Below are 12,617 nucleotides of genomic sequence, written 5' to 3' on the forward strand. Positions count from 1 at the left end.
TTATATAAGATTTTTAAATGGATAAAGTGGGGGAGCGTTGGAGTTTGCGGAGCAGCTGTTGCCTCCATGGCTTTATATATCGTTTTAGACGTAATAAAAAGAAACCTCATGGGTTCTTCCTTAATTGGAGGATACGAGATTATTGAGAATATATTAATGCCACTTGCTGTTTTTCCTGCCTTAGCAATTGCGCAGAGTTCAGGCATTATTCCGCGCATCGATATATTTGTATCCAAACTTTCGAATCGATTTCAATATCTTATTCATCTTTTTCTAGTAGTTATAGAGATTATTATTTACAGCATGTTAACTGTATATGGCTGGCAAAGTGCCTGGATGAATACGATTGAAAATGCTTCATTTTCAGCGAGTGGTATGCTTATTCCTATATATCCGTTTCTTTATTTGGCTGCGTTAGGCTTTGGATTATTAGTGATTGAGAATCTATTTATACTGATAAAAAGTGTAATAGATAAAAAAGTTATTTTTTCCGTTGATAAAAGATAATCATCTGATTTTTATGCTCGATGTAAAACAAACGTTAGTTTTTAATTATTGTATAGGAGGATGATAGATAATGAGGTTAAAAAATAAAGTAGCTGTTATTACGGGCGGAAGTGGCGGAATAGGAAAGGAAACGGCGTTAAGATTTATCGAAGAAGGCGCAAAAGTAGTTTTAGTAGACATTAATAAAGATACAGGTGAAAAAGTGGCGCTCAACCTTCGGGAAAAAGGCGGAGAAGTTATGTTTCTTGAAGCAGATGTTACAGAGGAAGAAGATGTTAAAAAATATGTAGAAGAAACCGTGAAGAAACACGGAAAGATAGATATTTTCTTTAACAATGCCGGAATTGAGGGGGACGTATCTACGGTCGCTGATTACGATGCAGAAGTTTTTAAAAAGGTACTAGACGTTAATGTAACAGGTGTATTTTTAGGATTAAAACATGTTTTACGACAAATGGAAAAACAATCGTCCGGAAGTGTGATTAACACTTCGTCAATGGGAGGACTTGTCGCTCACGAAAATTTCTCGGCATATGTTGCCAGCAAACATGCAGTTAGCGGTCTTACAAAGGTAGCGGGAATTGAATATGGAAAAAAAGGGGTTCGGGTTAATGCGATTTGCCCTGGGCCGATAAAAACCGATATGGTGAAAAATGCTGCTCAAAAATTTAACCCTGAAAACCCGCAAGAATATTATGACAAAATTTCCGTAATGGTTCCTGACGGACGGTTAGGAGAGCCAGAGGAAATTGCAAATCTTGTCGTGTTTCTTGGGTCTGATGAAGCGAAATATATAAATGGCGCTGCTCATTCAATCGATGGAGGGGTAACAGCCGTTTAAAGTAATACAGTATTTTAATCTAGAAGACAATTATTAAGGAGTGAATAGTAATGAAAACAGAAGATAAGCTGGCCATTCATGAATTGCTTAGCAGAGCATCTTACGGTCTGGATGAACGGAATATAGATATGCTTTCCGGGTGTTTTGCTGAAGACGCGGTGATGACACTTCGAATTGCTGACGGGGATATGATCGGTCCTTTTGATGGGCATCAATCAATTATGAAATTAATGAAAGATTCAATGGAAACGCAAACAGATAAAAGACGACATGTTACCTCCAATTTATTTTTTGAAGATGAGTCTGAAACCAATGCAAAAGCAATTTCATATTTAACCCTGTTTGCAACAGAAAATGGAGTTATCAAACTTTTAACGACCGGAATCTATCGGGATGAAGTCGTTAAAACGGCGGATGGCTGGAAGTTAAAAAAACGTCATTTAGATCTTGAGCTGCCTTACTAGATTGCTGAATATTTCAATTATACAGAAAAATGGAGAAGGAGGAATAGTAAATGAATATTGGAGAAATTCCCTCGAAATATTCGAGACTTGACCCACAGCGAACAGCATTGATTGATATTTCCACTGATCGGCGTATGAACTATGGGGAGCTGGATGATCGTGTTCGGAGGCTGGCAAACGGATTTATAGAACAATTAGGTCTTAAAAAAGGAGACCGCGTGAGTGTTTTATCGAAAAACAGCATGGAATATATAGAAGTTTATTTTGCTTGTGCACGAGCAGGTTTAATTATACAACCGCTTAATTGGCGTTTGAGTGTCCAAGAACTTAGCCGCATACTGGTTGACGGCAAACCATCGGTGTTGATTAGTTCAGGAGATTTTCAAGAAGTATGCCGCTCGCTTAAACAGAAAGTTGATGTAAGTCATTGGCTGGCATTTGGAGAAAAAAGTGATCGGTCTTATGAGCGTTTGATTAGTATTGCGTCAGATGACGAACCAAGACAATCCATTTCCGTTGGCAATGACGATCCCATGCTCATTCTTTACACGGGCGGTACTACTGGGGAACCTAAAGGAGCTATTCACACGCACAAAAGCTTTTATATGGGAATGTTAAACCAAACAGTCGCAGAACGTATTGTCCCTTCTGATGTTTATATGCTTACCGGGCAGATGTTTCATATACCTATTGTCCTCGCCCTGAATTATATGGCTCATGGGTGTCCTTTAGTTTTAATCAATTTTGAAGCAAAACAAGCCTTGGAAGTTATTGAAAAAGAACGGGTATCTGCTTTTTTGGGTATTACTACCATGCTTAATTGGATGATGTCTGTCGAAAATTTTGACAGCTATGATCTTAGCAGTTTAAGAAATATTCAATACGGCGGCGGGCCAATGGGAATGAAAGTAGTGAAGGCAGCACTCAATGCTTTTCCGTGTACTTTAATTCAAGGATATGGGCAGACAGAAGGAATGGGGATGACCTTCCTTTCACAAGAAGATCACTTGAATGCGGTGAAAGGGGTCCGTCCTGAAAGATTGTCATCTTGTGGGCGTGAGGCATTTGTTAACAGTATTAGAGTTGTAGATTATAAAGGTGAAGCAGTACCTCGTGATGGCAAAACACCAGGGGAGATTGTCGTTAAATCAGACGCAAATATGATTGGTTACTGGAATAAACCAGAGCTGTCTAGAGAGACATTACGTAATGGCTGGTTGTGGACAGGTGATATTGCGACCTGGGATGAAGATGGTTATATATTTATCGTTGATCGTGCAAAAGACATGATTATTTCAGGAGGAGAAAATATTTACAGTACTCAGGTGGAAAATGCAATTTATCAGAATGAGGCGGTTCTAGAAACAGCTGTATTTGGGGTTCCAGATGATGAATGGGGAGAAAATGTAGCTGCAGCAGTTGTGCTTAAACCTGGAATGAAAGCTACAAAGCAAGAAATAATGGAAACAGCAAAACAACATCTTGCATCTTATCAAAAACCTCGTTTTGTATATTTCGTTGATCGTTTACCTAAGTCTCCAACGAGTAAAATATTGAAACGAGAACTTAGAGAAACATATGGAAAGGTGCACAGAAGTAAAATATGAGCCAGTTAATTTTTAGGCTAGGGAAACTTTAATTAAAGCAAATAAATGAGGGGGTTATTTTTTGGGCAATCGTTTGAAAGATAAGGTCGCCGTCATTACAGGAGCTGCTTCTGGATTTGGAAAAGCGATGGTAAAAAAATTTTCTACAGAAGGAGCAAAAATTTTAGCTCTTGATATTAGCAATGACGTCGAAAAGCTTAAAGAGATGTTCGACGGAGAAATCCATACATTGCAAACAGATGTATCAGACCCTGGACAAGTAGAAGCTGCATTTAAAGAATGTCAAAAAATATACAACAGATTAGATGTGCTTTGTAATAATGCCGGTATTACAGGCTTAGTAGAAACTCCGATACATGAATATCCTCTCAATGAATGGGATAAAGTGTTTTCCGTTAATGTGAGGGGTGCATTTAATGTTTTGCAAGAAGCAGTAAAAATAATGCTGCAGCATGGAGGAGGTTCTATCGTCAACACCGGCTCTATTGGCGGTTATAGAGCGACTCCAGGATCATCAGCATACATTGTATCTAAAGGAGCTATTGTAATGTTGACAAAACAGGCAGCCCTTGAATATATCGATAAAGGGATTCGTGTTAATTCTATTAATCCCGGTACATTTAATACCCCGCTACTTAATGGGTTCTCCCAAGAGGCAAAAGACTTTTTAGCTGGACAAGTTCCAATGGGAAGACTTGGAGAGCCGGAAGAAATGGCGAAATTGGCACTTTTCCTTGCATCAGATGAATCCTCCTATATTACAGGTCAAGACCACATCATTGACGGTGGACGTTCTACGGAATAAGTTGACACCCAAAGGAGAGGAAATGATGGGTAATCTATTAACTGATCACTTATTGTCCAACATTGGAAAGAAAGCACCGATTAAGAAAGAATTGGTAACCCGAAGAGATATACGAAAATATTCGATTGCAACAGGACAGCGCCAAAAGAAGTTTTTGGATGGTGATGAAGCACCTCCTATGTTTCACGTTTCTTTATTTTGGGATGTGGTGGATATGGATCAGCTTTCACCTGATGGTGTTTTTATTGATCGTTTGCTGCCTGAATTCCCTTTAAAAAAAGCGATGGCTGGCGGTTTGAAAATTGATTATTATCAACCTGTTTACCCTGGTCAATGGTTAACAGCAGCTCGAACATTAACGGATATTTATGAAAAGGAAGGTTCTAAAGGTCCGCTCATTTTCTATGAAATTACGATGGAGGTTGAAAATGAAGCTGAAGAAAAAGTGTTAACAGAAGTGACAACACGTATTTTAAGATAAATTTTTTTGAAGTGGCAGGTGTTAGAAATTGACAAAAATGGCAGGCAATCCAGGTGATGTATTACCAGAACGAGCATTCAAACCAGATAACGTGCAATCATTTTTATATAATGCCGTACTATTTAATGCCCATCGTATCCATTTTGATGAACCTTATACTACGGAAGTAGAAAACTATCCTGGCTTAGTAGTTGCAGGACCGTTAATGGGAGACTGGCTTCATCAGTGTGTGCTGGAATGGATCGGGGATGAAGGGAAGTTAACATCGATCGAATACTCTAACCGCAAGGCAGCTTATATAGGAGAAACGCTTTGGTCTGGAGGCAAAATACTCTCTTGTGATGAGCAAAACAGGGAATTGGAGCTTGAAGTCTATATAAAAAATGAGAAAGATGAAAAGATTGTCCCTGGTACGGCTGTTGTGAAATATTAACAACTAACAGATGAAAGAGGGAAATGACACATGAGTTCATTAAATGGAAAAGTGGCAATAGTTGGTGCTGCGGATACGGAAGTAGGAGTTGTTCCACATATGGGAGCGACCCAGCTTTGTGTGGATGCAGCACTGCGTGCGCTAGATGACGCTGGGATTGATAAAGAACAAGTAGATGGATTGATTACATGTAATTCGATGGCTGAACCTTATATGTATCATGCAGAAGCAATTGCAGAATATATGCAGATTTTTCCCCGTTATTGTCTAGGGGTTGGCACAGGAGGAGGCACGACATTTTCTGTTCTGCATCACGCGGCATCAGCCATTGCTACCGGGGTTTGCGATACCGTGTTAATTACAATGGCAGACAGCCTATACAGTGGTTTATCCAAAGAACAGGCGATGGCTATGCAGTCTTCAACGGGTCACCAGCAATTTGAAATACCATATGGTCCCACTGTTCCAGCATTTTATGCGCTTTCAGGGCAAGCTCATATGGCAGAATATGGGACTACCCCTGAACAGTTTGCAGCCATTGCTGTTGCCGGTCGTAAGCATGCAAATCTTAATCCCGCTGCACAAAAACGGGATATCATAACAGTAGAAGATGTTTTAAATTCAAGAATGATTGCGGATCCTTTGCATTTATTAGATTGCTCTTTAATTTCTGATGGCGGCTCAGCCGTAGTACTTACTTCAGCAGAACGAGCAACTTCTTTTAAAAATCCTCCTGTCTATTTACTAGGAGCGGGAGAAGGACATAGTCACGAACATATAAGCCAGGCCCACAACCTTACCACTTCAGCAGCAGCAGAATCCGGCCAGCGCGCTTATGAAATGGCTGGTGTAGGACCAAGTGATATAGATGTCGCTCAAATTTATGATTGTTTTACCCCAACTGTGTTAATTGAATTAGAAGATTTAGGGTTTTGTGAGAAGGGGGAAGGTGGAGCATTTGTGGAAAACGGTAATGTGGAATTAGGAGGATCGCTGCCAATTAATACACACGGTGGATTACTTTCGCATTGTCATCCTGGAAATCCTGGTTCTATGTTTGCCTTAACCGAGGCAGTAGCACAGCTTAGACACCAAGCGGGTGATCGGCAAGTACAAGATGCTAAAGTTTCGCTGGTACATGGACAGGGCGGCATATTATCAAGTCACACTACACTAATACTTGGCAGGGAGAAACACTAACAAAGAAAGCTAAAATTAAAAATATCAGTTCATTATTTTAAAAAAATAAAAACAAGGAGGAGAACGATGGCTGATCACTCCGGAAAAAATTTTCCCACTCCAACCAAAGAAACAGCTCCCTATTGGGAAGGATGCCGTAATCATCAATTAGTCATCCAACAATGTCTTAAGTGTGAATATTATCAATTTTATCCAAGAATGATATGTACTCATTGTTCTCATGATCATATGGATTGGGTCACTGTGTCTGGTAATGGAAGAGTAGTTAGTTTCACGGTTATCCGAAGGCCCATTTCACCAGCCTATAAGGCAGAAGCACCTTATGTGGTAGCATTGATCAAGCTTGATGAAGGCCCGACCATGATGAGTAATATAGTGGAGTGTGAACCAGAAAAAGTATTTATCGGTATGAAAGTAAACGTAGTATTTGAAGATTGGTCTGAGGGTATTTCTATTCCTAAATTCGTTCCTCAAAAGTGATTTAGAAATACAAAATATTTTAATTTGGAGGTTCAAATGTACAGCGGTAAAGAAACATTTGGAAAAGTAGTAGAGCATCGTGCAAATCTTCGTCCTCATGACACATTTGTCCGTTTTGAAAATACGGATTTGACTTTTGAACAATTTCATCGAAACGGCAATAAAGCAGCAAATATGGTAAAATCGTTGGGCCTTACAAAGGGTGATACATGCGCCGTTATGCTTCCAAATAGTCCTGAATTTCTCGAAACTTGGCTGGGGCTTGCGCGTCTTGGCGTAATAGAGGTACCAATAAATGTCGCATACCGTGGTGATCTGCTTACCTATATTCTTAATAAAGCGGAATGCAAAGCTCTTATTATTGATTCTCAATGGGTGGAACGAGTGAAATTTATTTCAGAAAATTTGCAACATATTCAGCATGTCATTGTCGTAGGTGACGATTATGATCCGTCTTTTAAAAAAATGAATTGGCATTCTTACACGGATCTTATCGGAGAATCTGCAATGGATCCAGTACGTGAGACGATTCAACCGCAAGATCCTTCGCTTATTCTTTTCACTTCCGGTACAACCGGGCCTTCTAAAGGGGCTATACTGAGTCATAAAGCAAATTTTGCTCTTGCTTCTGCATGCTGCGAGCTAATGAGTTATGGTCCGGATGATTGTTTATTCACGGTGTTTCCATTGTTTCATGTTAATGCCAGATATGCGACGATATTACCGGCTTTAATGGCTGATAGTACAGTTGTAATGCACAATCGTTTTTCTGCCTCAAAATTTTGGGAGATTTGCCGTACGGAGCACATAACAACCTTCAATTATATGGGCTCTATGCTCAATATATTAATGAAACAACCGGAGCGGCCAGATGATGCTGATAATCCTATCCGGCAGATTCAAGGAGCTCCGGCGCCTCTTGAAATTTATGAAAGCTTTCAACAACGATTTAATATAAAAATTACAGAAGCATATGGTTCAACAGAAATAGGATTAGCTATGATTAATCGGGCAGAAACGTTTCGAAAAGGTTCATGTGGAAAGGCTCTTCCGTTTTATGACGTGGAAATTCATGATGAGAATGATAAGGAGTGTCCAACTGGTGTTGTTGGAGAGATAGTCGTACGTCCAAAAGAACCGTGGATTATGTTCTCAGGTTATTATGGTATGCCAGAGGCTACGGTTAAATCCTGGCAAAACTTATGGTTCCATACAGGCGATCGCGGCCGTATGGGTGAAGATGGCTATTTTTACTTTATTGACAGGGCAAAAGAAGTGGTGCGCCGCAAAGGAGAAAACATATCTTCCTATGAAATCGAACGAGTTATTAACGAACATCCTAAGGTAAAAGAAGCGGCTGTCATTGGAGTTCCATCTGAACTATCTGAAGAAGAGGTGCTCGCTGTTATCGTGGTAAAAGAACCAAACGAATTAAAGCCGCAGGAACTTTTAGATTTCTGTCAGCCCCGAATGGCTCATTTTGCTGTTCCTCGCTATATTCGTTTTATGAAAACGCTTCCTAAAACACCTTCTTTAAGAGTGGAAAAATATAAGCTGAAAGAAGAAGGTGTTACATCAGACACATGGGATCGTGAACGCATCGGTTATACAGTTCATCGATAAAGTGGAAGAAAAATGGAGGAGGGGGAAAATAGAATGCAAAAAATTGATGCAGCACAGGTAGTAGATGAAAGTAAATTTAATCGATTTCATTTAAAGGTTTTACTTTGGTGTGCTTTTATTCTTTGGTGTGATGGATATGATCTTGCTGTGTTCGGATCCGTTATACCAAGCTTAACGGAAGAATGGAGTCTTGCACCTGGCACAGCTGGTTTCATAGGCAGCCTAACTTTAGTTGGGGCATTAATAGGAGCCTTTTCTTGTGGAATATTGGCCGATAAATTAGGAAGAAAGAAAGTAGTTATTTTTTGTTTTATTCTCTTTAATTTTATGACACTGCTCACGGGTTTTGCTCAAGGTCCCATTGATTTTGCCATATATCGATTTATTGGCGGTTTGGGGTTAGGGGGTATTATGCCCATCGTTGTAGCGCTCACATCGGAATATTCACCCAAATCTATAAGGACAATGCTGGTTGGTGTCATGTGTGCCGGTTTTTCTATTGGAGGGGTCACCATAGCTTTATTAGGGATATATATAATTCCAAATATAGGTTGGGAATGGATGTTTTTTATCGGAGGACTTCCATTGCTTGCCGTCCCTTTCATAATGAAATCGTTACCGGAATCTTTAAATTTCTTGGTAGCAAAAGGAGATCTGGAAGCTGTCCGGAAAATATTAACAGACTTAAGCCCTTCATACACTCCTCAAAAGGATGAAACATATGAAATAGTTTTACCTAAACCAGGTTTGCCGGTAGCAAAATTATTTGAAGAAAGACGTGGAATCTCTACAGTGCTTTTTTGGATTGCAACTGCTATGGCTCTGTTAATGTTGTATGGATTAAGTACCTGGCTGCCTCAATTAATGGTAGAAGCAGGCTATCCACTAACTTCTAGTTTAATGTTTTTATTTGCTTTAAACTTTGGGGCCATACTTGGTCAAATAGGAGGCGGCTGGCTGGCAGATCGTAAGGGATCTAAAGGCATATTGGTTAGTTTCTTTGCTGGTGGAGCCTTTTGTCTAGTAATACTTGGGTTTCAGCCAGGAACCATTATATTATATGCTTTGGTAGCATTGGCTGGGGCAGGTTCCACCGGTACTCAAGTCATTAACAACGCTTATATTACTATGTATTATCCAGCATACGTTAGGTCTACTGGCATTGGTTCAGCTCTTGGAATTGGCAGGGTAGGTGCCATCATAGGTCCAATGATGGGTGGAATACTTTTAGAATGGGGTTTACCTACTCACCTTAATTTTATAGGATTTGCCATACCAGGATTTATTGCCGCTGCAGCCATATGGTTTGTACAAGAAAAGTATAGTGATTTAAGTACCCAAAATATAAACAACCAATATTATGCCGAATCAGCTAAATAGAGTATTTTAAAGCTTCTTGGAATGGATCTGTTTTACAGCAGGTGATTGAATGTTCCGTAATGTAAAGATTGGAAGTTAGTACAGGATCTTTCTATATATTTAGAAAGGGGTTATAAAATGATTCAAGTCCAATCAGTTAAAAATTATATACATTGTCTTGATAAGTCATTTGATCATAATGAGAAACTCATACGGATATCGCAAGGCATGATAGAACTCTTTCCATTTAATGAAGTGCATCTATTTAGATACTCACCTCTTGGATATGTGGTAGAAGGAGTCGTAAAAATCAATTCAGAGGGTGTTTTTTATATCGGCCATGTGAGGGATGATATTAGAAATCTGCCCCCTATTTATAATGCAGTTAAAAAAAGAAAGTCTATTTTTATATCACAATGCGAATTTTTTGAAAAATATGGCTGTGCTTATACGAATCCAAATGAGCAAAACGAGCATCTCATCGTCCCAATTAGTTTTAGTATGAATGTTATCGGCTACTTTGTGGCGAGAGAGTGTAAGAAAGACTTTGTTTGCAGCGAAGAACTGCTAGCTAACACAACCCTGTATGGGAAACTAGCAGGTAAATTGATTGAGAGCAATATAGAAGGACAATCTATCAGTTGCTTGAGCAAAAGGGAAACCGAAGTCATTCAAAGAATTTCCTGGGGAGAAAGTATTAAAGAAATGGCAGTTTCTATGGGCATTAGTGAATTTACAGTAAAAGATTATATTAAATCTGTCATTAAAAAATTAGAAGTTAATAACCGTGTCGAAGCTGTGGCGGAATTACTAAGAAGAGGTTTAATTTCATAAATAAAATATCATTAAAGACACCTATTCTTTATGTCACTTTAGGAAAAGTTAACTTTGTGAAAAGATCAAAATACAAGAAAAACTAGGGCTTCTGCTATCAGGACTTGGCGAAAAGCCCTAGTTTTTTCTAAATTCATTTTGGTAAATATAAACCAGCGTACATACCACCTCTTTTTGAGGGAAGAATCCCATATAATATTGGGAATATTCATAGTTTATAGAAAATTATAGTATGGAAGTATCGATCGGTGAAGGTTGCGAGTGATATGACCTTTAGACATTTCCTTAATTATGGAGAAAAGAGGAGGAATGAAGTTATCAAAGTGTGTAGTTCCATAATAGATAGATTCATTTATTATGGAATATTATAAAAAACTTATGATAAACGGAGGTTTTTAATATGGCGACAATGACTGCTTTGAATTCTAAAGTGGCCGAGTTTACCTCGACACCGAAGCAAATGTTCATTGATGGAAAATTCGTGGATGCTCTTTCGGGTAAAAGATTTGCAACATACAACCCGGCAACCGGTGAATCCATCACTACGGTACCTGAAGCTGGAAAAGAAGACGTTGATCTTGCCGTACAGGTGGCCAGGAAAGCATTTGACGGGGGACCATGGCCTAAAACAAAGCCAGCTGAACGATCAAGGCTGCTGCATAAACTTGCCGATTTAATAGAAGAAAATATAGAAGAACTGACACAAATGGAAACCCTTGATAATGGGGTTCCATTAGAAGGAGCAAAAAACTTTGTGATGGCTTCTGTCGGCCACTTGCGTTATTATGCGGGCTGGCCTTCTATCATAAAAGGAGACACGGTGCCTAATAATATCCCAGGAGAATTGTTTAATTATACAAGAAGGGAACCTATCGGTGTTTGCGGTCAGATTATTCCTTGGAACTCGCCGATTATCAATGCCGTTATGAAAATAGCAGCTCCTGTAGCATGCGGGAATACAGTCGTTTTAAAAACGGCAGAGCAGACCCCCCTAAGTGGGGTGAGACTGGCAGAATTAATTCAAGAAGCCGGCTTTCCAGATGGTGTTGTTAATATTATTTCTGGCTTTGGTTCGACTGCAGGTGCTGCCTTAACCGAACACCTTGGAGTGGATAAAATAGCGTTCACCGGCTCCACTGAAGTAGGGAAAGAGGTAATGAGATCTTCAGCAGTAAATGTAAAAAAAGTATCTCTTGAACTTGGCGGGAAGTCCGCTAATATCATATTTGCTGACGCTGATTATGATCAGGCCATTGCTAATGCAGCGAATGCAATTTTCTGGAATTCAGGACAAGTGTGCTGTGCCGGTTCGCGATTATTTGTAGAAAGAAAAATATACGATCGTTTTGTAAGTGATTTAGTAGAGTACTCAAAAAATTTCCGGGTAGGAAATGGTTTTAATCCTGAAAGTGTACTAGGTCCGCTCGTTTCTAAAGAACAGCTAGAACGAGTAAATCGATATCGGGATCTAGCGAAACAAGAAGGAAGTGAAGTATTAGAAGGAGGAAGCGGTGACGAAAAAGAAATTTCTTCTGGGTATTTTGTAAAACCTACCGTTCTTGCTAATGTCACCAATGATATGTGTGTCGCTCAAGAAGAAATATTCGGTCCGGTTGTAGGAGCCCTTCCGTTTGAAACTATTGACGAGGTAGTCGAATTAGCAAACCAAACTCAATATGGGTTAGGCGGAGGAGTTTGCACGACAGATGTAAGAAAAGCACACCGCGTGGCGCACGCCATGAGGACAGGAAATGTTTGGGTAAATACGTATAATGTCATCGATGCTACATCACCATTTGGCGGGTACAAACAGAGCGGAATTGGAAGAGAAAATGGTTCAGCTGCTATTGACATGTATACCGAAATAAAAAATGTGTGGGTTAACTTAGATTAGGTAATATAACAGGTGTCTATCGATTAAAAAAGTAAGAGCAAAGCCGTGTACACGGATTATTCCCGGGTAACGGCTTCTTTTTTATAACC

At 39.5% G+C, this 12,617-nt stretch carries 13 protein-coding genes; all 13 read left to right on the plus strand.

Annotated elements, in window-relative coordinates:
• Positions 1 to 66: 66 nt before the first annotated feature.
• Complete coding sequence (locus FZF09_RS01230; protein ID WP_158734746.1) at positions 67 to 507, plus strand: TRAP transporter small permease; 441 nt, start codon at positions 67 to 69, stop codon at positions 505 to 507.
• A gap of 70 nt (positions 508 to 577) precedes the next feature.
• Positions 578 to 1,348, plus strand: coding sequence for an SDR family NAD(P)-dependent oxidoreductase (locus tag FZF09_RS01235; RefSeq protein WP_233269360.1), 771 nt, complete (start codon positions 578 to 580; stop codon positions 1,346 to 1,348).
• 50 nt (positions 1,349 to 1,398) lie between these two features.
• Positions 1,399 to 1,812, plus strand: coding sequence for a nuclear transport factor 2 family protein (locus tag FZF09_RS01240; RefSeq protein ID WP_158734747.1), 414 nt, complete (start codon positions 1,399 to 1,401; stop codon positions 1,810 to 1,812).
• 50 nt (positions 1,813 to 1,862) lie between these two features.
• Positions 1,863 to 3,419, plus strand: a complete 1,557-nt coding sequence (locus FZF09_RS01245) for an AMP-binding protein (RefSeq protein ID WP_158734748.1) — start codon at positions 1,863 to 1,865, stop codon at positions 3,417 to 3,419.
• A gap of 61 nt (positions 3,420 to 3,480) precedes the next feature.
• Positions 3,481 to 4,224, plus strand: a complete 744-nt coding sequence (locus FZF09_RS01250; RefSeq protein WP_158734749.1) for an SDR family NAD(P)-dependent oxidoreductase — start codon at positions 3,481 to 3,483, stop codon at positions 4,222 to 4,224.
• Between the two features lie 22 nt (positions 4,225 to 4,246).
• The gene (locus FZF09_RS01255) at positions 4,247 to 4,705 is read left to right on the plus strand and encodes an FAS1-like dehydratase domain-containing protein (protein ID WP_199256738.1); all 459 of its coding nucleotides are present in this window, start codon (positions 4,247 to 4,249) and stop codon (positions 4,703 to 4,705) included.
• A 28-nt stretch (positions 4,706 to 4,733) separates the two neighbouring features.
• On the plus strand, positions 4,734 to 5,138 hold the full coding sequence (locus tag FZF09_RS01260) for a hotdog family protein (RefSeq protein WP_199256739.1): 405 nt from the start codon (positions 4,734 to 4,736) through the stop codon (positions 5,136 to 5,138).
• 30 nt (positions 5,139 to 5,168) lie between these two features.
• Entirely contained in the window at positions 5,169 to 6,338 is a 1,170-nt protein-coding gene (locus FZF09_RS01265) for a thiolase C-terminal domain-containing protein (RefSeq protein WP_158734750.1), read from the plus strand.
• Positions 6,339 to 6,404: 66 nt separating this feature from the next.
• Entirely contained in the window at positions 6,405 to 6,818 is a 414-nt protein-coding gene (locus FZF09_RS01270) for a Zn-ribbon domain-containing OB-fold protein (RefSeq protein ID WP_158734751.1), read from the plus strand.
• A 36-nt stretch (positions 6,819 to 6,854) separates the two neighbouring features.
• On the plus strand, positions 6,855 to 8,441 hold the full coding sequence (locus FZF09_RS01275) for an AMP-binding protein (RefSeq protein WP_158734752.1): 1,587 nt from the start codon (positions 6,855 to 6,857) through the stop codon (positions 8,439 to 8,441).
• 33 nt (positions 8,442 to 8,474) lie between these two features.
• Entirely contained in the window at positions 8,475 to 9,821 is a 1,347-nt protein-coding gene (locus FZF09_RS01280; protein WP_158734753.1) for an MFS transporter, read from the plus strand.
• Positions 9,822 to 9,938: 117 nt separating this feature from the next.
• The gene (locus FZF09_RS01285; protein WP_158734754.1) at positions 9,939 to 10,634 is read left to right on the plus strand and encodes a response regulator transcription factor; all 696 of its coding nucleotides are present in this window, start codon (positions 9,939 to 9,941) and stop codon (positions 10,632 to 10,634) included.
• 400 nt (positions 10,635 to 11,034) lie between these two features.
• Positions 11,035 to 12,528 (plus strand): aldehyde dehydrogenase family protein, encoded by a 1,494-nt coding sequence (locus FZF09_RS01290; RefSeq protein WP_158734755.1) that lies wholly within the window; start codon positions 11,035 to 11,037, stop codon positions 12,526 to 12,528.
• The last annotated feature ends 89 nt before the right edge of the window (positions 12,529 to 12,617 follow it).

This window comes from Alteribacillus sp. YIM 98480, assembly GCF_009765375.1.
Taxonomy (GTDB): domain Bacteria; phylum Bacillota; class Bacilli; order Bacillales; family Marinococcaceae; genus Alteribacillus.

Bases quoted from the DNA above. Each gene is read 5' to 3' on its own strand.
- FZF09_RS01285 (WP_158734754.1), top strand. From the start codon at position 9,939: ATGATTCAAGTCCAATCAGTTAAAAATTATATACATTGTCTTGATAAG.
- FZF09_RS01280 (WP_158734753.1), top strand. From the start codon at position 8,475: ATGCAAAAAATTGATGCAGCACAGGTAGTAGATGAAAGTAAATTTAAT.
- FZF09_RS01235 (WP_233269360.1), top strand. From the start codon at position 578: ATGAGGTTAAAAAATAAAGTAGCTGTTATTACGGGCGGAAGTGGCGGA.
- FZF09_RS01275 (WP_158734752.1), top strand. From the start codon at position 6,855: ATGTACAGCGGTAAAGAAACATTTGGAAAAGTAGTAGAGCATCGTGCA.
- FZF09_RS01270 (WP_158734751.1), top strand. From the start codon at position 6,405: ATGGCTGATCACTCCGGAAAAAATTTTCCCACTCCAACCAAAGAAACA.
- FZF09_RS01240 (WP_158734747.1), top strand. From the start codon at position 1,399: ATGAAAACAGAAGATAAGCTGGCCATTCATGAATTGCTTAGCAGAGCA.
- FZF09_RS01265 (WP_158734750.1), top strand. From the start codon at position 5,169: ATGAGTTCATTAAATGGAAAAGTGGCAATAGTTGGTGCTGCGGATACG.
- FZF09_RS01255 (WP_199256738.1), top strand. From the start codon at position 4,247: ATGATGGGTAATCTATTAACTGATCACTTATTGTCCAACATTGGAAAG.
- FZF09_RS01230 (WP_158734746.1), top strand. From the start codon at position 67: ATGGCTTTATATATCGTTTTAGACGTAATAAAAAGAAACCTCATGGGT.
- FZF09_RS01290 (WP_158734755.1), top strand. From the start codon at position 11,035: ATGGCGACAATGACTGCTTTGAATTCTAAAGTGGCCGAGTTTACCTCG.
- FZF09_RS01245 (WP_158734748.1), top strand. From the start codon at position 1,863: ATGAATATTGGAGAAATTCCCTCGAAATATTCGAGACTTGACCCACAG.